Annotated in this window: 19 protein-coding genes and 1 other RNA gene; 7 read left to right on the top strand and 13 right to left on the bottom strand. The window is 67.3% G+C overall.

Translation table 11 applies throughout. The features are described from left to right. Window positions 1-40: 40 nt before the first annotated feature. From ACFOOQ_RS12150 to ssrA, 3 genes are all read right to left on the bottom strand, one after another. A complete protein-coding gene (locus tag ACFOOQ_RS12150) occupies window positions 41-1,651 on the bottom strand; it encodes a fumarate hydratase (RefSeq protein ID WP_379726656.1) in 1,611 nt (536 codons plus the stop codon). Window positions 1,652-1,730: 79 nt separating this feature from the next. Further along, entirely contained in the window at window positions 1,731-2,243 is a 513-nt protein-coding gene (locus tag ACFOOQ_RS12145) for an SspB family protein (protein WP_379726653.1), read from the bottom strand. A 132-nt stretch (window positions 2,244-2,375) separates the two neighbouring features. Continuing rightward, window positions 2,376-2,748: a transfer-messenger RNA gene (gene ssrA / locus ACFOOQ_RS12140) on the bottom strand. A gap of 140 nt (window positions 2,749-2,888) precedes the next feature. Here ssrA and thyX point away from each other — a divergent pair. Continuing rightward, window positions 2,889-3,827: an FAD-dependent thymidylate synthase gene (thyX, locus tag ACFOOQ_RS12135; protein ID WP_379726650.1), complete on the top strand. Its 939-nt coding sequence runs from the start codon at window positions 2,889-2,891 to the stop codon at window positions 3,825-3,827. A gap of 21 nt (window positions 3,828-3,848) precedes the next feature. On the opposite strand, the gene ACFOOQ_RS12130 is transcribed toward thyX, so the two are convergent. Then, entirely contained in the window at window positions 3,849-5,087 is a 1,239-nt protein-coding gene (locus tag ACFOOQ_RS12130; RefSeq protein ID WP_379726647.1) for a multidrug effflux MFS transporter, read from the bottom strand. A gap of 174 nt (window positions 5,088-5,261) precedes the next feature. On the opposite strand from ACFOOQ_RS12130, the gene ACFOOQ_RS12125 reads away from it, so the two are divergent. The 5 genes from ACFOOQ_RS12125 to ftsY all read left to right on the top strand — a co-directional run bounded on the left by ACFOOQ_RS12125 (window position 5,262) and on the right by ftsY (window position 9,455). After that, entirely contained in the window at window positions 5,262-5,759 is a 498-nt protein-coding gene (locus tag ACFOOQ_RS12125) for a response regulator (protein ID WP_379726644.1), read from the top strand. A gap of 23 nt (window positions 5,760-5,782) precedes the next feature. Continuing rightward, a complete protein-coding gene (locus ACFOOQ_RS12120; RefSeq protein ID WP_379726641.1) occupies window positions 5,783-6,289 on the top strand; it encodes an Hpt domain-containing protein in 507 nt (168 codons plus the stop codon). A 69-nt stretch (window positions 6,290-6,358) separates the two neighbouring features. Beyond that, complete coding sequence (gene dapF, locus ACFOOQ_RS12115; protein WP_379726638.1) at window positions 6,359-7,210, top strand: diaminopimelate epimerase; 852 nt, start codon at window positions 6,359-6,361, stop codon at window positions 7,208-7,210. A 17-nt stretch (window positions 7,211-7,227) separates the two neighbouring features. Then, window positions 7,228-8,499 (top strand): tRNA (N(6)-L-threonylcarbamoyladenosine(37)-C(2))-methylthiotransferase MtaB, encoded by a 1,272-nt coding sequence (mtaB, locus tag ACFOOQ_RS12110; RefSeq protein ID WP_379726635.1) that lies wholly within the window; start codon window positions 7,228-7,230, stop codon window positions 8,497-8,499. Beyond that, entirely contained in the window at window positions 8,496-9,455 is a 960-nt protein-coding gene (ftsY, locus tag ACFOOQ_RS12105) for a signal recognition particle-docking protein FtsY (RefSeq protein ID WP_379726632.1), read from the top strand. The genes mtaB and ftsY overlap by 4 nt, the downstream gene beginning before the upstream one ends. Here ftsY and ACFOOQ_RS12100 read toward each other — a convergent pair. Beyond that, window positions 9,452-9,988, bottom strand: coding sequence for an NUDIX hydrolase (locus tag ACFOOQ_RS12100; protein WP_379726629.1), 537 nt, complete (start codon window positions 9,986-9,988; stop codon window positions 9,452-9,454). The genes ftsY and ACFOOQ_RS12100 overlap by 4 nt on opposite strands. A gap of 184 nt (window positions 9,989-10,172) precedes the next feature. Between ACFOOQ_RS12100 and ACFOOQ_RS12095 the strand changes: the two genes are divergently transcribed. After that, complete coding sequence (locus tag ACFOOQ_RS12095; RefSeq protein ID WP_379726626.1) at window positions 10,173-10,655, top strand: MarR family winged helix-turn-helix transcriptional regulator; 483 nt, start codon at window positions 10,173-10,175, stop codon at window positions 10,653-10,655. Window positions 10,656-10,657: 2 nt separating this feature from the next. Here ACFOOQ_RS12095 and ACFOOQ_RS12090 read toward each other — a convergent pair whose 3' ends face one another. The 8 genes from ACFOOQ_RS12090 to ACFOOQ_RS12055 form a co-directional block, all read right to left on the bottom strand. Then, window positions 10,658-11,974, bottom strand: a complete 1,317-nt coding sequence (locus tag ACFOOQ_RS12090; RefSeq protein WP_379726623.1) for an FAD-dependent oxidoreductase — start codon at window positions 11,972-11,974, stop codon at window positions 10,658-10,660. Window positions 11,975-11,981: 7 nt separating this feature from the next. Next, complete coding sequence (locus ACFOOQ_RS12085; RefSeq protein ID WP_379726620.1) at window positions 11,982-12,776, bottom strand: ABC transporter permease; 795 nt, start codon at window positions 12,774-12,776, stop codon at window positions 11,982-11,984. After that, a complete protein-coding gene (locus tag ACFOOQ_RS12080; RefSeq protein WP_379726617.1) occupies window positions 12,769-13,542 on the bottom strand; it encodes an ABC transporter ATP-binding protein in 774 nt (257 codons plus the stop codon). The genes ACFOOQ_RS12085 and ACFOOQ_RS12080 overlap by 8 nt, the downstream gene beginning before the upstream one ends. A 24-nt stretch (window positions 13,543-13,566) precedes the next feature. Then, complete coding sequence (locus ACFOOQ_RS12075) at window positions 13,567-14,610, bottom strand: ABC transporter substrate-binding protein (protein WP_379726614.1); 1,044 nt, start codon at window positions 14,608-14,610, stop codon at window positions 13,567-13,569. An 89-nt stretch (window positions 14,611-14,699) separates the two neighbouring features. Further along, complete coding sequence (locus ACFOOQ_RS12070) at window positions 14,700-14,999, bottom strand: hypothetical protein (RefSeq protein ID WP_379726611.1); 300 nt, start codon at window positions 14,997-14,999, stop codon at window positions 14,700-14,702. Between the two features lie 83 nt (window positions 15,000-15,082). Continuing rightward, window positions 15,083-16,507 carry a c-type cytochrome biogenesis protein CcmI gene (ccmI, locus tag ACFOOQ_RS12065; RefSeq protein WP_379726608.1) on the bottom strand — a complete coding sequence of 475 codons (1,425 nt, stop codon included), beginning with the start codon at window positions 16,505-16,507 and terminating at the stop codon, window positions 15,083-15,085. Further along, a complete protein-coding gene (locus ACFOOQ_RS12060; RefSeq protein WP_379726604.1) occupies window positions 16,507-17,004 on the bottom strand; it encodes a cytochrome c-type biogenesis protein in 498 nt (165 codons plus the stop codon). Before ACFOOQ_RS12060 ends, ccmI begins: the two co-directional genes overlap by 1 nt. A 10-nt stretch (window positions 17,005-17,014) precedes the next feature. Continuing rightward, window positions 17,015-17,569: a DsbE family thiol:disulfide interchange protein gene (locus ACFOOQ_RS12055; RefSeq protein WP_379726601.1), complete on the bottom strand. Its 555-nt coding sequence runs from the start codon at window positions 17,567-17,569 to the stop codon at window positions 17,015-17,017.

The raw sequence follows: 17,569 nt of genomic DNA, 5'->3' as shown, positions 1-17,569 counted from the left end.
CGCCCACAGGCGGCCTTTCTGTTTTGGTACAAGATCGCGTTTACGCCAGCTTGGCGAAGAAATCGTTGCCCTTGTCGTCGACGATGATGAAGGCGGGGAAATCCTCGACCTCGATCTTCCACACGGCTTCCATGCCGAGTTCGGGGTATTCGAGGACTTCGACCTTCTTGATGCAGTTCTTGGCGAGGATCGCGGCCGGGCCGCCGATCGAGCCGAGGTAGAAGCCGCCGTATTTGTGGCAGGCCTCGGTGACCTGCTTGGAGCGGTTGCCCTTGGCGAGGCTGATGAAACCGCCGCCGTTTTCCATCAGCAGGCCGACGTAGCTGTCCATGCGGCCGGCGGTGGTCGGACCGAAGGAGCCCGAGGCATAGCCCTCCGGCGTCTTGGCCGGGCCGGCGTAATAGATCATGTGGTTCTTCACGTAGTCGGGCAGGCCCTCGCCCTTCTCGATCCGCTCGGCGAATTTGCCGTGCGCGATGTCGCGGGCGACGACCAGCGTGCCGCTCAGCGACAGCCGGGTCTTGACCGGATGGCGTGACAGCAGCTTGCGAATCTCGTTCATCGGCTGGTTGAGGTCGACCTTGACCACCTCGGCCGACAGCTTGTCCTCGTGGTCGGGCAGGTACTGGGCCGGATTGGTCTCGAGCTGTTCGAGGAAGATGCCGTCGCGGGTGATCTTGCCTTTGGCCTGGCGGTCGGCCGAGCAGGACACCGCGATGCCGACCGGCACGCTGGCGCCATGGCGCGGTAGGCGGATGACCCGCACGTCATGGCAGAAATACTTGCCGCCGAACTGGGCGCCGATACCGTTGACGCGGGTCAGTTCGAGGATCTTCTGCTCGAACTCGACGTCGCGGAAGGCATGGCCGGTCTCGCTGCCCCCGGTCGGCAGGTTGTCAAGATAGCGCGCCGAGGCGAGCTTGGCGGTCTTCAGGTTGAGTTCCGCCGACAGGCCGCCGATCACGATGGCCAGGTGATAGGGCGGGCAGGCCGCGGTGCCCAGCGTCTTGATCTGGGCATCGAGGAATTTCAGCAGGCTGTCGCCGCGCAGCACCGCCGGCGTCTGCTGGTAGAGATAGGTCTTGTTGGCCGAGCCGCCGCCCTTGGCCATGAACAGGAACTTGTAGGTATCACCCTCGGTGGCATAGAGCTCGATCTGGGCCGGCAGGTTGCTGCCGGTATTCTTCTCCTCGAACATCGACAGCGGCGCGAGCTGCGAATAGCGCAGGTTGGTCTCGGTATAGGTGCGATGGACGCCCTTCGAGATCGCTTCCTCGTCGCTGCCCGCGGTCCAGACATACTGGCCCTTCTTGCCGATCACGATGGCGGTGCCGGTATCCTGGCAGCTCGGCAGGATCATGCCGGCCGAGATATTGGCGTTCTTCAGCAGTTCGAGCGCGACGAAATGGTCGTTCGGCGAGGCATCCTTGTCGTCGAGGATGGCACGCAGCTGGGCCAGATGGCCCGGCCGGAACAGATGCGCGATATCATGCATCGCCGCGAAGGTCAGATCGCTGAGCGCCTGCGGGTCGACCTGCAGCACCTCGCGCCCGCCCGCCTTGATCACTTCGATACCGTCCGACGACAGCTTGCGATAGGGGGTGGTATCGGGACCGGCGGGAAACAGGTCCTCGTAGCGGAATTCGGTCATCGCTGGGATCTCCGGGGGCTTGCGGAAGGGTATTCGGTCAGGCGGGCAGGTGAACCCCGCGCCGGGTCAGGACTTCTTATCAGGGCTTTTTCTTGCGGAAGGCGTCCAGCGCCACGACGTCGCCGGTCTTGCGCTCGGCGCCATCGGCCTGGTCGGCCGCGGCCTCATCGGCCGGCGTCGCGGCGCCGTCGCCGGCCACTTCCGTCACGGCCGCGACCGGACGGAATTCGGGGTTGGGGGCGACGCGGAACTGCAGGCCGAACTGCACGCTCGGGTCGGCAAAGGCGGTGATTGCCGCATAGGGCACCACCAGCCGCTCGGGCACCTTGTTGAAGCTGAGCGTCACCTGGAAGGCATCCTCGCCCGGCTCCAGTCCCCAGTACTGGTGCTGCAGCACGATGGTCATCTCCTCGGGATACCGCTCGTGCAGGTATTCCGGGATGTCGATCCCCTCCTGGTCGGTGCGGAAGGTGATGTAGAAATGGTGGTTGCCGGGCAGGCCGAATTCCGAGGCGCGCTTGATTGCCTCGCGCACGGCGCCGCGCAGGGCTGTTTCCACCATCTGATTGTAATCGAGCAGCTTGCCGGCCATGACGGATAATCTTTCAGGGGCTTAGAGATGGCATTTTACCCGCCCCGCCCGACCGGTTCAATGCAAGCCGGGCAACAAGACGCACGCGGATGCATGAAGTGAGGTCAGGTCCGGGTCGGCCTGGCAGGATCAAGTGGGGGGCTTCTGTTGCCCGGCGCCCCCCGAGCCGCGCTTACCTATTAGGCAGCGAGTGCAACGCTATTGTCGTTGGCACATTTGGATTGACCCGATAACGGCGGTATCATGCCGGGCAAAAACTGGGCCTTTACCACGCACGTCGAGCCTGATTCGCCCCCATCATCAGCCCGGCGGCCGGTCATGGCCGAAAGACTGGCCAGAACCGGAAGACGGGCGTGACCCTGCCGATTTCACGGCGGCCGGGCTCATGGTGGAGGCGCCGGGTACTGCCCCCGGGTCCGTTACGTTTATTCCGCGCAGCGTTTATCGCCATAGTCGGTTTCCCGACCCTATTAACTTAGGGCTTCCGCACCGGTTTTAGAAGGCCTGTCGGCAGGCTTTTCCGCCGTCCGGCCGCCCGCCAGGCCCGGCGCCGGGTTTTGCAAATCCCCCGGCCGGTCTATAACGGCCTGCCTTTGCCGCCCGGGAACGATTCGGGGCGGACTTCTGACCGCCGGAGAGCCCTGGATGACCGTGACGCCGGAGCAGGCCGCTGAGATTGCGGCCCTGCGCAGCCAGACCCAGCCGACCCGCCGCGCCACCGTGCCGGCGCTGGAGGACATCCTTTACGAACCCCTGCCGGTGCTCGACCACGGCTTCGTCCGGGTGGTCGACTATATGGGTGACGATGCCGCCGTCGTGCAGGCGGCCCGTGTCTCCTACGGGCGCGGCACCAAGAAGGTCAGCGAAGACCGCGGCCTGATCAACTACCTGATGCGGCACCGGCACACCACGCCGTTCGAGATGTGCGAGATCAAGTACCACGTCAAGCTGCCGATCTTCGTGGCGCGCCAGTGGATTCGCCACCGCACCGCCAACGTCAACGAATATTCGGCGCGCTATTCGATCCTCGATAACGAATTCTATCTGCCGGCACCCGACCAGCTGGCGGCACAGTCGAGCAGCAACCGCCAGGGTCGCGGCGACCTGCTGACCGGCGACGAGGCCCAGCATGTCATGGCGCTGCTGAAGCGCGATGCCATGCAGTCCTATGCCTCCTACGAGGAGATGCTCAACGAGCGGCCGGACGGCAGCAAGCGCGACGAGGGCCGCGAGGGGCTGGCCCGCGAACTGGCGCGCATGAACCTGACGCTGAACTTCTATACCCAGTGGTACTGGAAGACCGACCTGCTGAACCTGCTGCATTTCCTCAGCCTGCGGGCCGACAGCCATGCGCAATATGAAATCCGCGTCTACGCCGAGGCGATGCTGGACACCGTGAAGCGCTGGGTGCCGGCCTGCCATGATGCCTTCATGGAATACCGCATCGGCGGCGCCAGCCTGTCGGCCACCGGCATCAAGGCGGTCCGCCGCATGCTGGCCGGCGAGGCGGTCGACCAGGCCTCCTCGGGCCTCAGTGCCCGGGAATGGCGCGAACTGATGGCGGTGCTGAAGCCGGAAGGCTGACGCTGAGGCCGGGCGGAAGCCTTATTCGCGCTCGCTGAGCGCTTGTCCGGCGGCCGCGCGGTTGCTCCACCAGATGATGGCGCCGAGTACCGCGGTGCCGCCGAAGGTCAGGGCGAGGAACAGCGGATCGCCGGCCGGAAACAGCGCATTCACCGCCGAGCCCATGCCGCCGCCGGCGGTCTGCAGAAAGCCCGACAGCGCCGCGCCGGCGCCCAGCGTTGCCGGATTGATGCCGACCGCCGCCACCACCGTGTTCGGCTGCGCCAGTCCCATGCCGGTGGCCCACAGCACGCGCAGCGCGATGATGACGGCCACATCCGGCCCAGCTATGGCGGTATAGGCCGCAAGCCCCACCGCACTGAGCACCATGCACAGCACGCCGAGATCGATCAGCCGCAGCAGGCCGATCCGCCGGCCGAGCCAGGACGACAGCAGCGAGCCGGCCAGGTAGCCGCCGCTGCCGATCGCCATCAGCAGGCCGTAGTGCACGACGCCGATATGCAGCGTGTCGATCAGCACCGATGGCGCTGCCGCGTTGAAACCGTGCAGGCCGGCGAAGATCGCCAGGTTGAGCAGGCCAAAGGCGAGGAAGGCGCGGCTGCGCAACAGGTAGCCGTAGGCGGCGGCGATGCCGCGCAGCAGGGGGCCAGGGCCGGCCGGCCGGCCGGACAGCGTCTCCGGCAGCAGCAGGATGAGCAGCAGGATCACCACGACGGTGATGCCGCCGCTGATCCAGAAGCCGCTGCGCCAGGTCAGGTAATGCTCGATCAGGCCGCCCAGCACGGGCGCGATCACCGGCGCGATCGCCAGCGCGGCACTGATCAGCGAGGTGGCCCGCGCCGCCTGTTTACGGTCGTAGGCATCGTTGACAATGGCGCGGCCGGTCGCCATGGCGCTGGCTGCCCCCAGGCCCTGCAGCGCCCGCGACCAGAGGAACGCCGTCATCGAACCAGACAGGGCGCAGGCCAGCGAGCCCAGCACCAGGATCACCTGGCCGCCGATCAGCAGCGGCCGCCGGCCGTAGCGGTCGCTGAGCGGGCCGTAGATCAGCTGGCCGCCCGCATAGGTGGCAAAAAACACCGTAAGTGTTAACGGCAGGATCTGGTCTGCGGCACCAAGATCGTCGCCGACCGTCGGCAGCGACGGCAGATACATGGTTCCGGCAAGGATTCCGTTGGCAAACAGGCCGGTTAACAGCAGAACCAGGCCGGCCGGCGGCGGTGCCTTCGGCAGCGGGACCTGGGATTCGGGATCAAGCAAGGGCTGGTTCAGTGTGCGAAGCTTTGGGTAGAATTTGATCGGGCCCTAAACTCACGCAGGTGTAACGGACCCGTTGGAATCAGTATCCCGGCAGTATATATATGATCGCAAAAGTAATTCCACGAAATCCAGTAGGGGCTGCGGGGCAGCCCTGCCGAGGGGGCGCCGGCCGGCATGTCGGAAAAGATCGATTTCAGTCACGTCCGATTTCTCGTCGTGGATACCAACAAGCTGATGTGCCAGCTGATCAAGGATATCCTGATGATGCTGGGCGTCACCCAGGTGGCCACCGCCCGCGACAGCGAGAAGGCGATTGCGCAGCTGCGCACCGGCGGGATCGACGTGCTGATTACCGAATGGGCGCTGAAGCCGCGCTCAGGCCTGGAGCTGCTCGACTGGCTGCGCACCGACGGCATGTCGCCGGACCGCATGATGCCGGTGATCATGCTGACGGCGAATTCCGAAGTCGAATACGTGATGGAATCCCGCGACAAAGGCGTGACCGAGTTTCTCGCCAAGCCGTTCACCGCCGACAGCATGTACCGGCGCCTGGTCTCGGTGATCGCCCGGCCCCGTGATTTCGTCAGCGTGAAGGGCTATTTCGGCCCGGACCGCCGACGCCAGCAGCTGCCCTTCGAAGGCCCGGATCGCCGCAACCAGAAGCCCGAATAAGATGGCGCCCGTGCAGGACAGCCATGCGCCGTAACACCATCCCGAACCGCGGCGAGCTGAAGCGCAAGGCGGTGAATTTCAAGACCGGCCGCGACCTCAAGCTGGACGACGATCTGCGCCAGAAAATGGAGGCTGTCGTCCAGGCCTCCTCCGCCCAGTTCCTCGATGCCACCATCGAACAGCTGAAAAGCCTGCGCGAGGCGCTCGGCCGCGCCGCCGCCGACCCGGCCTCCCGCAGCCAGGTGCTCGAGCACATTCGCGAGGAGGCATTCCAGATCAAGGGGATGGGTGGGGTGTTCGGCTATCCCATGCTGACCGAATTCGCCAAATCCCTGCATGACTTCCTGAAAGAGCTCGAGGATCTGGACGAGCTGCAGCAGGAAATCGTCAGCATCCATGTCGATACCCTCTATGTAGTGGTGACCCACAAGATCGCCGGCAGCGGCGGGCCGCTGGAGGCGCAGTTGCGCGCCTCGCTCAAAGCCGCCATCGACAAGGCCAAACCGGCCGCCAAGGGCCCTGCCACCTGACCCCCGGGCATCCGCCCCTGGACTCCGGGCCCAGTGGACTCCGGCCCCGCCCCGCCCTATAACCCCCGCATGCTTCCCACCGGCGCCCTTCCCTTCGTCAAGATGCACGGACTCGGCAACGATTTCGTCGTGCTGGACGCCCGCGGCCACGCCATGCCATTGGATACCGACGCGGTCCGCCTGCTGGGCGACCGGCGCCGCGGCATCGGCTTCGACCAGCTGATCACCATCGAGAAATCCGACCGCGCCGACGCCTTCATGCGTATCCACAATTCCGACGGCGGCGAGGTCGAATCCTGCGGCAACGCGGCACGCTGCATCGCCGCCCTGCTGATGCAGGAAACCGGCCGCGACGCGGTGACCCTTGATACGCTCGGCGGCTGGCTGCAGGCGCGCACCGGCGCCCGCGGCATGGTCACCGTCGACATGGGCGAGCCCCGCCTGGGCTGGCGCGACATCCCGCTCGCCCGCGAGCTCGACACCGTCACCATGGATTACACCTTCGCCGGCGTCAGCGGCCCCGGCGCCGTCAATGTCGGCAATCCCCATGTGGTGTTCTTTGTGCCCAACGCCGAGGCCGTGCCGGTCGGCGAGATCGGTCCGCAGATTGAGCATGACCCGCTGTTCCCGCAGCGCATCAATGTCGAATTCGCCCAGATCCTCGATCCGCAGACCATCCGCATGCGGGTCTGGGAACGCGGCGCCGGCATCACCAAGGCCTGTGGCACCGGCGCCTGCGCCACCTTGGTGGCCGCCCATCGCCGCGGCCTCGCCGGCCGCAAGGCAGATATCGTGCTGGATGGCGGCACGCTGACCATCGAATGGGCCGCCGACAATCATGTCTACATGACCGGCCCGGCCACCGAGGCCTTCCGCGGCGAAATTCCGCCCGGCTTCTGGACCCAGTCCGCCGCGGCCTGAGGCGGAGGGGAGTCCCGATGACCGCCGAACCCGCAACCGGCGCGCCGCCCACCATCGTCAGTTTCGGCTGCCGGCTGAACAGCTATGAAGGCGAGGCGATCCGCGCCACGCTGGACGGGCTCGGCCGCGACAACCTTGTCGTCATCAACACCTGCGCGGTGACCGCCGAGGCCGAGAAACAGGCCCGGCAGGCAATCCGCCGCCTGCGCCGCGAACACCCCGATGCCCGCATCGTCGTCACCGGCTGCGCCGCCCAGGTCAATGCCGCCGCCTTCGCCGCCATGCCGGAAGTCGATCATGTGGTCGGCAACCGCGAGAAGCTGGACCCCGCGACCTGGCAGGGCATGACGGCCACCGCGCCGCGCATTGCCGTCGGCGACATCCAGACGGCGACGCCGGCCGCCCTGCCCGCCGTCAGCCATTTCCCCGGCCGGCCGCGCGCCTATCTGGAAATCCAGCAAGGCTGCGATCATCGCTGCACCTTCTGCATCATTCCCTATGGCCGCGGCCCCAGCCGCTCGCTGCCGCTGGGCGCGGTGGTCGAACAGGCCCGCGCCCTGGCGGCGCGCGGCTATCGCGAGTTCGTGCTGACCGGCGTCGATATCACCTCCTACGGCCATGACCTGCCGGGCCGGCCGACACTCGGCAATGCGGTGCGCCGCCTGCTCGACCTGGTGCCGCAGATCGGGCGGCTGCGATTTTCCTCGCTCGACCCGGCCGAGATCGACGACGACCTGATCCGCCTCTATGCCGAGGAACCGCGGGTGATGCCGCATGCGCATCTCAGCCTGCAGGCCGGTGACGACCTGATCCTCAAGCGCATGAAGCGCCGCCACAGCCGCGCGCAGGCGCTCGACGTTGCGGCCCGCCTGCAGGCGGCGCGGCCCGGCCTGGCGCTCGGCGCCGACCTGATCGCCGGCTTTCCCACCGAAAGCGATGCGGCCTTTGCCGCCAGCCTCGACATCATCGATGCGGCCGGCCTCGCCTTCGTGCATGTCTTTCCCTATTCGCCGCGGCCCGGCACGCCGGCGGCCCGCATGCCGCAACTGCCGGTCGAACTCCGCCGCCAGCGCGCCGCCCTCCTGCGCGAGGCAGCGGCCGCCGCTTCGGCACGCTTCCTCGAACAACGCATCGGCCGGCCGGCCAGCATCCTGATCGAGCAGCAAGGCATCGGCCGCGACGAGACCTATGCGCCGGTCGTGGTGCCTGCATCCCATGAAAAGGGCGCCATCATCGCCGCCACCATTGCGGCGGCGCGCGACGGCAAACTCTGGCTGGAGGCGGCATGAGCGAGATCGGCGGCGAAGAGAAACGCGGCTGGTTCGGCCGGCTGAAAGCCGGGCTGTCGCGTTCGGCCGGCCAGCTCGGCAGCTCCATCGGCGCGCTGTTCACCAAGCGCAAGCTGGACCAGGATGCCCTCGACGAACTCGAAGAAACCCTGATCCAGGCGGACCTCGGCATCACCACGGCGGGCAAGATCGTCGCGGCCATTGCGAAAGACCGCTTCGAGAAGGACATCACCGCCGAAGAGATCAGGGCCGCGCTGGCAGAGTCGGTTGCAGATCTGCTGCGCCCGGTGGAACAGCCGCTGGCCTTTGATGCGGCATTGCCCGGGCCGCAGGTGATCCTCGTGGTCGGCGTCAACGGCGTCGGCAAGACCACTACCATCGGCAAGATTGCCAGCCGGCTGCGCGACGAGGGCAAGAGCGTGATGCTGGCTGCCGGCGATACCTTCCGTGCCGCCGCCGTCGAGCAGCTGAAAATCTGGGGCGAGCGCACCGGCGCGCCGGTGCTGTCGCGCGAGACCGGCGCCGATGCCGCAGGCCTTGCCTATGACGCGCTGGCCGAGGCGCGGGCAAAACAGATCGACGTGCTGCTGGTCGACACCGCCGGCCGGCTGCACAACAAGGCCGACCTGATGGCGGAACTGGCCAAGATCGTGCGCGTGATGAAGAAACTCGATCCGGCGGCGCCGCATAACGTGCTGCTGGTGCTGGATGCCACCACCGGCCAGAACGCCCTGAACCAGGTGGCCACCTTCCGCGAGATCTGCGCTGTCACCGGCCTTGTCGTCACCAAGCTGGACGGCACCGCGCGCGGTGGCGTGCTGGTGGCGATTGCCGACAAATTCGGCCTGCCGGTGCATTTCGTCGGCGTCGGCGAACAGGCCGCGGACCTGCAGCCCTTCGCCGCCGAGGCCTTTGCCCGTGCGCTGGCCGGCCTCGAACAGCCTCCTGCTGCCTAGTAGTTTCCGGTCTCGCCGGGCGGATTGGTGAAGGCCGGAAACACCGGCTGTTCCTTCACCGTGTCATACTGTCCGAGCGCCCAGTGCACCGACGGGAAGGCGAGCTCCGGCCACGGGATTGCGTCCCAATCGAACAGCCGCACTTCCAGCGATTCCGGGCCGGCGGAAAATTCCGGCCGCGCCAGGGTCGCACGATAAATCAGCTGCACCTGACTGATGCGCGGGATGCTGTAGACCGCCAGCAGGCCGTCGAGCGCGATCTCGGCGCAGGCTTCTTCCTGCGCCTCGCGCATGGCGCCGGCTTCCGCCGTCTCGCGCTCCTCCAGATAGCCGGCCGGAATGGTCCAGAAGCCACGCCGCGGCTCAATGGCACGGCGGCACAGCAGGATGCGCCCTTCATGGCCGACAACGGCGCCGACCACGATCTTCGGGTTGGTGTAGTGAATCCAGCCGCAGTCGTCGCAGACCATGCGGTCGCGGTTGTCGCCCTCCGGCACCTGCCTGGAAAAGCCGTAATCCTTTGGATTCTGCATGGGCCCTCTGCAACTGTCTTGCATATGCAAGCAACGATTATTGCGCGAAAAACCGCGGCGGCAAATCACGCCACCCCTAGACGCGCCGCGAACAATGGCGTTCAATCTGTGCACTGAGAAGCGGGAAAATCCGCCTTAGAATGATAACAGGGACGTGCTGCGTTAACAAAATAAGGGAGGGTGCATGTCGGGGGAAAAAACCACCCGGGCCGCAATGCCGGCTGACGATCTGGCCACATTCAATCTGTATGACGCGCCGGGGCATCTGCTGCGGCGCTGTCAGCAGCTTGCGGTCGATCTGTACACGATGGAAGTCGGGGTCAGCGGACTGACGCCGCGTCAGTTCGCGCTGATGCTGGCGATCTACCAGAATCCCGGCATCAGCCAGGTCGAGCTGGTGCGGCTGACCGGAATCGACCGCTCGACGGTGGCCGAGATGGTGGCACGGCTGATCAAGCGCGGCCTGCTGGTGCGACAGCGAACCGAAACTGACCGGCGCACCAATGCGTTGGCGGTAACGGCGGAAGGCGAGGCCCAGCTGCGCACGGCAAAGCCGGGCGTGGCGCGGGCGCAGGATCGCATCCTGCATCCGATCCCGCAGGCCCAGCGTGATGCCTTCATCACCTCGCTGCGCCAGCTGGTCGAGGGCCTCGAACAGAAGCCCTGAGCTTACTCGCGGTCGCGGCGCTCCAGGTTGTCCGTCAGACGACCCTGCAGCGCCGCGATGTCGATCTGCCGCACCGAGCCTGCACCGGCGAGGTCGAGCGCCTGCGCCGCCGCCGCACCCATCGCCACGCAGGGCCCCATCACCCGCACCGAGCTGAGCGCAGCCGGATCGCCATCGGCGCAGCGGCCGGCAGCAACAAGATTGTCGGCCTCCTGCGGTACCAGCGCGCCGAACGGCATGTAATGCAGATGGTCGTCGCCGAATTCCTCCCAGTGCACATCCTCGGCCCGGTCATGCAGTTCGATCGGCCAGGAACAGCGCAGGATAGCATCGGGTTGCTTCACGCCCTGCCGCACCTCTTCGACGGTCAGGCTGTGGCCGCCGACGATCCAGCGGGTCTGGCGGATGCCGAGGAAGCCATATTGCCGCACCCGGGCGGCGCCGAAAATCTGCGGGTATTCACCGCGCAGGAAGGCGACCACCCGGTCGGCCTGGGCACGACCCTCGGCCTGGGCCGCGGCATAGCCGAGCGGATCGAGCGGGGTTTCCACATGGGTCATGTTGACCGTCGCCTGCCCCTTGCCGGGAAAGGCGAAGACAAAGCCGTCGCGGCGCACCAGACCGTATTGCGGGCCGACCTCGCCGAGCCGCTTCTGCACCGTCCAGCGGTCGAGCGTCTGCGCCGCGTCCTGATCGAAGCCCTCGATGGTGAACATCAAGGTGCCCATGATCGGCGTCACCGGCTCGCGGCAGGCAAAGCCGGCGGCATAGGTCAGCGCCGCATCGCCCGAGGCATCGACAAAGCCGGTGCCGCGCAGCTCGACCGGGCCGAAGCGGGTCGCCAGTGACAGGCTGGTGATGCGGCCGCCGTCGCGATTGACCCGCAGCAGGATGGCGCCGAGCAGGACATCGATGCCGGCTGCCGTCACCGCCTGTTCAATCCAGCGCACCAGCGCCTGTTCCTGGTAGAGCGGGATATAGGTGTTGCGGCCCTTGCGGATGCTGAAGGCATCGGCACGGCGCAGGTGGTCGAACATGTCATCGACGATACCGTAGACGACGCGATAGGGCTCCGGGCCGTTCGAATAGAAGCCACAGAGCGTGCCGAGCATCGAGCCAGTCGACTGGCCGCCGAGCTGCTGGCCGGCATCGACCAGGGCGACGCGACGGCCGAGCTTCGCCGCCTCCAGCGCCGCCGACACACCGCTGATGCCGGCGCCGACGACGACGATATCGGCCGCGATCACGCGCGGGGCGGCGATGGAAGCCGCGTCCTGCCGGACGATGCGGGTGGCGGGAATCGGATACGGTTCGCTCATGATCTCCTCAACGCCAGCGCAGCAGCGCCTTCTCGGCCCGGCTCAGGCCCCAGCTGATCAGCAGGCCGAGGATCGACAGCAGCACCACGCCAGCCACCAACTGGTCGGTCTGCATCAGGTTGCCGGCCGCCAGCACGAAGGCACCGATGCCGGTATCGGCACCAATCATCTCGGCGGCGACCACCAGGATCAGCGCGATCGACGACGAAATGCGGAAGCCGGCGAGAATGCCCGGCATGGCGCCCGGCAGGATCACCTTGAAGACGATCATGCGGGTGCTGAGCCCGAAGCTCTGCGCCATGCGGATCAGGTTGCGCGGCACGTTGTCGACCGCCGAATAGGCGCTGACCACGGTGGGGAAGAATACGCCGAGCGCGATAGTCGCGATCTTCGACGGCTCGCCGATGCCGAACCACAGGATAAACAGCGGCAGCAGCGCGATCTTGGGGATCGGGAACAGCGCCGAGACCACCGGCAGACCGACCGAGCGCGCCAGCACGAAGATGCCCATACACAGGCCGAAGGCGAGGCCGGCGATGCTGCCGATGATCCAGCCGGCGACGATGCGCTGCAGCGAGGCGGCGATATGCACGAACAACTGGCCGCTGGCGAGCAGCATGTAGAGCGCCGACAACACCTCGTGCGGCGCCGGCATGAACAGGGCCGGCAGCAGGCCGGTATCGGAGGCGGCCTCCCAGCAGGCGATAATCAGCAGGAAGGCGAGCCACGGCGCCCAGCGCCGGTGGCCGGCAACGAAGCCGCCGCCGCGGAAGGGGATCACGCGGTCATGGGATTCAGACATCCTGCACCTCGCGGTCGGCGACCTGCGCCTCGGCCTTAATCAGCGTCCACAATTCGTCATGCAGGGCCTGCAGCGCCACGGCGTGCTCGGGCCGGCCGCGCTCGGCCACCGGCACGGTGACCGGCACGATGCGCTTGATGCGGCCCGGCCGGCGCGACAGCACGACCACATGGTCGGCCAGCCGCACGGCCTCGTTCAGGTTATGGGTCACATACAGCGTCGTGGTGCGTTCGCGCGACCAGATGGCGACGAGATCTTCCATCAGCAGCTCGCGGGTCTGGGCATCCAGTGCCGAGAGCGGCTCGTCCATCAGCATCACCGCCGGCCGCACCGCCACGGCGCGGGCGATGCCGACGCGCTGGCGCATGCCGCCGGACAGCTGCTTGGGCAGGGCGTCGGCGAAATCGGCCAGGCCGCAGAGTCGCAGCACTTCATTGATACGCGCCTCGCGCGCGGCCTTGCCCAGCTTGTGCGGCTCCAGCGCCAGCGCGACATTGCCGGCAACGCTGCGCCAGGGCAGCAGGGCAAAATCCTGGAACACGAAGGTCAGCGGGTTGAGGCAGCCGGCCGGCGCCGCGCCGACCATGCGGATGCGCCCGCCCTGCTGCGGCAGCAGGCCGCCGACCAGATTGAGCAGGGTCGACTTGCCGCAGCCGGAGGGGCCGATCAGTGCCGCGGTCTCGCCCTCGGCGACGGTGAAACTGACCCCGTCGAGGACCGGCAGATCGCCATAAGCGTAACCGACCTCCTCCAGTACGACCTGCATGACTGATGCTCTGTACTGACGGCGTTACTGCTTTGGCACGTCGAAATGACCCTTGACGAAGCCGAGGTCAAGGAAGTCTTCCGCCTTCACCGATTTGTCGACCAGGCCCTGCGCCTGATACCAGGCGAGCTGGTCGTAGATGTTCTTCACCAGCAGGCGGCCCTTGGGGTCCATGTAGTTGGCGGCTTCCTTGGCGACCGCGAAGGTCGGCGTCGGCTTGACCCATTTTTCCAGGATCGGCAGCGCCGCCTGCGCCTTTTCGGCGAACATACGGTTGCCCTGCTTGTCGCGGGCGAGGAAGGCCTCGGCGTAATCGGTGAGGCCCTTCTGGTAGGCCTTGACGAAGCGCTCGACCATCGGGCGCTTGTCCTTGACGTTTTTCGTCGAGGTAAACAGCGCGCCGAGCTGCCACGGCGTATAGTCGCTGACCCAGCCGATGATCTTGCCGCTGCCGTCGCGCTCCAGCTTCAGCGCGTTGTTGGCCGGCAGGATGGTGGCATCGACCTGGCCGCCGGCCAGCGCCGCCATCATGTTGGGCACCGACTGCACCGGCTTCATGCTGACCGTGCTCAGCTTGAAGCCGAACTTGTCGGCCAGCATGCCGAGATTGTAGTGGAAGCTGGAGCCCACGGTGGTGATCGCCACGGTCTTGCCGGGGAAATCCTTCGGCGAGCGGAAGCCCGCGTCATAGGCCTTTTTCGACGCCACATAGGCGACGAACTGGTAGCCCTTTTCCTCGCGGCTCTGGGCGGCGATCACCTTCAGCGCGCCCTTGCCGGCCAGGTTGAAAAACCCGCCGGTAAACGCCGTGATGCCGAAATCGGCGTCGCCCGAGGCGACCGCAACGGCGACCGCCTGGGCGGCATTGAAGGTCTTGATCTCGAGGTCGATGCCCTCGGCGTCGAAATAGCCGCGTTCCTTGGCGATGAAGACCGGCGCGGTGGAAAAGAACGGCAGGGCGGCGATCACCGCCTTGTCCTTTTCCATGGCCTGCGCGCCGGAAACCGGCAGGACCAGAGCGCCCGCAATAGCGGCGAGCATCGCAAAGACCGAGCGACGGATAGACATGGCGTTTCCCCTAATAGTTCGTGTAAGGACTATTTTACGGCAGCGTAACCACCGCTTGTATTCAGGTCAACACGAACGGGGGAGAGAAATCAAACGACGATATTGACGTACTGTCCGAGATAACCGCCGCGCGACGGGATCGGCGTCTGGCGCGGCAGGCTCTGTACCGGGGCGGAACTGCCGCCGGCGGACGGCGCGGGCGCAACCGGCGACGGCGCGCTGGCCGAGGCGGTGGGCGCGGTCGGCGCCGGCCCGGTGATCTGGCCCGAAAAGCTGGCCCGCTGGGTGCCGGCGGTGGCGCCACGCGGCGCGGCCGACCCGGCCGGACGCGACGCGCCCTGCAGCTGCGACAGCGCGGACAGAAGATTGTTGCTCGGTGCGATTGCCATGGACCCGACCCCGGAAACTGAGGCCCGATTACGCGCAGGCGGCCGTTAAGGCAGGGTTAACGGCCGCCCCGGCCGGCCGGGATTCACTGCGTCAGGCTGCTGATCCGGTCGCTCAGTTCCTTTGCCTCGGGCGAGTCCGGCGGCAGCTGGGCGAGCAGCTGTTTCCAGTAGCGGGCAGCACCCGCCTTGTCGCCGGCCTCATAGGCGGCGCGGCCGACGAACCACAGCGCCTGGGCATGGTTGGGTTCCTGCTCCAGCACGGCCTTGAACTGCGCGACGGCTTCGGCCGGCAGCGGGGCGCGGCTTTTCACCGTCGGGCCGGCGAGGTTGAAGGCGAGCGCCATGCGGGCATCGACGCGGTCGGGCTGGCGGGTCACCGCCTGCTGCAGGGCTTCGCGCGCCGCATCATGGTCGCCGAGCACGTCGCGGGCGCGCGCCAGCCGCAGCCAGCCGTCGACATCGTCGGGCTCGGCCTTCAGCTTCTCGGCCAGCCGGTCGACCATGCCGCGGATCATCGCGGTGCGTTCCTCCGGCGACATCTGCTGCGCTGCCTGCACCTGCGCCTGGTCGGGGCCCGGGGCGCCGGGCGCGGTATCCTGTGCGGCCTCGGCCGGGCGCGGCGCCGGCACCGCATCGGCGAGCGCAATGCCAAGCCGCGGCGCCAGTTCGCGCAGCCGGGCCGTGATGGTGGGCAGCCAGGGCGCATCGGCCGGCGAGTCGGCGGCCAGCGCGCGCCAGTCGTCATAGGCGCCGCGGTTGTCGCCAGCCTGCTGTCGGGCGAGGCCGAGGTAATAACGCGCGCCGGGATGCTGCGCGTCGAGCTGCAGCACCTTCTGGAAATCCTGTTGCGCCGCCGGGGTCACCGAACCGTCGGCAGCCAAGGTCTGCGCCTCGCCGCGCAGCGCATAAGCTTCCGCATTGTCCGGCTGCAGCGCGATCACCCTGCCCGCGGCATCGACCGCCTCGGCCGCCTGGTCGGTGGTCAGCAGCGAGCGAGCGAGCAGCAGCCAGCCATCGGCGCGACCCGGGTCGGCTTCGAGGCGTTCGCGCAGGCGGGCGATCAGCGTCTCGGTCTGACTGCGGAGCTGGCGGTCATGCTCGGCCTGGGCACGGGCGAGCGTGCGGTCGAACTGCGCAGCATCGGGCCGGCCGAGATCGAGATACAGCCCGCCGCCAACGAGCGGCACCAGCAGCAGCACGGCAATGGTGGCGATGCGGATCAGCCGGCCGCTGGCGGGGGATGGCGCGGCGGCCGTCTCGCCGGCCGGGCCATCGGCCACATCGGCGCGCAGCAGGCGGCGCTGGATCTCGAGCCGCGCCGCAGCGGCCTCGGCGGCACTGATGCCGCTGCGCGCGGCATCCTGCTCGACTTCAGCGAGCTGGGCGCGATAGACGGCAAGGTCATGGGCACGGCGGCCGGCGGCAGCCCGGCGCCGCGTGCGCAGCAGCGGCCAGGCGAGGAAGCCGAGCGCGGCCAGGGTCAGCAGGGCGAAGCCGAGCCAGAGCATCAGCGGGCCTCCCGCGCGTCATCGGCGGGCGCGGTCTCGGCCAGCAGGGCGGCGAGCCGCTGCTGTTCGGCGGCATCAAGCGGCGCCGCGGCGGTGACGGCACCCGCGCGTCGCTGGCGCAGATACAGCCCGGCAACGATGGCGCCGCCGATCAGAAGGAACAGCGCCGGCCCAAGCCAGAGCAGCAGGTTCTGCACATTGAAACGCGGCTTCAGCAGCACCCAGTCGCCATAGCGGGCGACCAGATAGTCGCGCACCGCGCGGTCGCTGTCGCCGGCGGCCAGGCGTTCGCGCACGATGCGCCGCAGGTCGGCAGCGAGCGGCGCATTGGAATCCTCGATCGACTGGTTCTGGCAGACCAGGCAGCGGATCTCGCGCGAAATCTCGTGCGCGCGCGCCTCCAGCTTCGGATCGGCCAACACCGGGTCCATATGCTGGGCGGCAGCCGGCAAGGCCGGCAGCAGGAGCGCGAGAATGACCAGCAGCCGCTTCAGCATTTGACCCGACTCAGCATTTGACGCTGGCCGCGCGGCCGGCCTTGAGGTCGCGCAGGATCGGCTTGATCTTGTTGTCCATGTCCCATTCGGTCAGCGGGCCGACATGCTTGCAGACGATCTCGCCGCCGCCATTGACGATGAAGGTCTCCGGCACGCCGTAGACGCCCCAGTCGATGCTGACCCGGCCATCGCGGTCGGCGCCGATGCGGCTGAACGGATTGCCGAGCTGGCCGAGCCAGCCGGTCGCATCCTCGGGCTTGTCCTTGTAGTTCAGGGCATAGATCGGCGCGAGATTGTCCTGCTTCAGCCCGGCGAACAGCGGATGCTCGACCCGGCATGGCACGCACCACGAGGCGAAGACATTGACCACGCTGGGCTGACCGGTCTTGAGGTCGGCCGTCGAAAGCCCCTGCCCGCCCGGCTCCACCGGCGGCAGCGAAAACTGCGGCACCGGCTTGCCGATCAGCGCCGAGGGAATCTCGTGCGGATTCAGCGTCAGGCCGACTGCAAGACCGACGCCGATCACCAGGAACAGCAGCAGGGGCACCATATAGGCAAGACGCAT

The sequence above is a fragment of the Ferrovibrio xuzhouensis genome (genome assembly GCF_042648965.1).
GTDB lineage: Bacteria > Pseudomonadota > Alphaproteobacteria > Ferrovibrionales > Ferrovibrionaceae > Ferrovibrio > Ferrovibrio xuzhouensis.
This window is presented reverse-complemented; position numbering and strand designations above follow the sequence as displayed.

What these genes read in the sequence shown, in the direction of transcription:
- ACFOOQ_RS12150 (WP_379726656.1), bottom strand. Translation starts at nt 1,651, where the DNA reads ATGACCGAATTCCGCTACGAGGACCTGTTTCCCGCCGGTCCCGATACC.
- ACFOOQ_RS12145 (WP_379726653.1), bottom strand. Translation starts at nt 2,243, where the DNA reads ATGGCCGGCAAGCTGCTCGATTACAATCAGATGGTGGAAACAGCCCTG.
- thyX (WP_379726650.1), top strand. Translation starts at nt 2,889, where the DNA reads ATGACCGTGACGCCGGAGCAGGCCGCTGAGATTGCGGCCCTGCGCAGC.
- ACFOOQ_RS12125 (WP_379726644.1), top strand. Translation starts at nt 5,262, where the DNA reads ATGTCGGAAAAGATCGATTTCAGTCACGTCCGATTTCTCGTCGTGGAT.
- ACFOOQ_RS12120 (WP_379726641.1), top strand. Translation starts at nt 5,783, where the DNA reads ATGCGCCGTAACACCATCCCGAACCGCGGCGAGCTGAAGCGCAAGGCG.
- dapF (WP_379726638.1), top strand. Translation starts at nt 6,359, where the DNA reads ATGCTTCCCACCGGCGCCCTTCCCTTCGTCAAGATGCACGGACTCGGC.
- mtaB (WP_379726635.1), top strand. Translation starts at nt 7,228, where the DNA reads ATGACCGCCGAACCCGCAACCGGCGCGCCGCCCACCATCGTCAGTTTC.
- ftsY (WP_379726632.1), top strand. Translation starts at nt 8,496, where the DNA reads ATGAGCGAGATCGGCGGCGAAGAGAAACGCGGCTGGTTCGGCCGGCTG.
- ACFOOQ_RS12100 (WP_379726629.1), bottom strand. Translation starts at nt 9,988, where the DNA reads ATGCAGAATCCAAAGGATTACGGCTTTTCCAGGCAGGTGCCGGAGGGC.
- ACFOOQ_RS12095 (WP_379726626.1), top strand. Translation starts at nt 10,173, where the DNA reads ATGTCGGGGGAAAAAACCACCCGGGCCGCAATGCCGGCTGACGATCTG.
- ACFOOQ_RS12090 (WP_379726623.1), bottom strand. Translation starts at nt 11,974, where the DNA reads ATGAGCGAACCGTATCCGATTCCCGCCACCCGCATCGTCCGGCAGGAC.
- ACFOOQ_RS12085 (WP_379726620.1), bottom strand. Translation starts at nt 12,776, where the DNA reads ATGTCTGAATCCCATGACCGCGTGATCCCCTTCCGCGGCGGCGGCTTC.
- ACFOOQ_RS12080 (WP_379726617.1), bottom strand. Translation starts at nt 13,542, where the DNA reads ATGCAGGTCGTACTGGAGGAGGTCGGTTACGCTTATGGCGATCTGCCG.
- ACFOOQ_RS12075 (WP_379726614.1), bottom strand. Translation starts at nt 14,610, where the DNA reads ATGTCTATCCGTCGCTCGGTCTTTGCGATGCTCGCCGCTATTGCGGGC.
- ACFOOQ_RS12070 (WP_379726611.1), bottom strand. Translation starts at nt 14,999, where the DNA reads ATGGCAATCGCACCGAGCAACAATCTTCTGTCCGCGCTGTCGCAGCTG.
- ccmI (WP_379726608.1), bottom strand. Translation starts at nt 16,507, where the DNA reads ATGCTCTGGCTCGGCTTCGCCCTGCTGACCCTGGCCGCGCTCGGCTTC.
- ACFOOQ_RS12060 (WP_379726604.1), bottom strand. Translation starts at nt 17,004, where the DNA reads ATGCTGAAGCGGCTGCTGGTCATTCTCGCGCTCCTGCTGCCGGCCTTG.
- ACFOOQ_RS12055 (WP_379726601.1), bottom strand. Translation starts at nt 17,569, where the DNA reads ATGCGTCTTGCCTATATGGTGCCCCTGCTGCTGTTCCTGGTGATCGGC.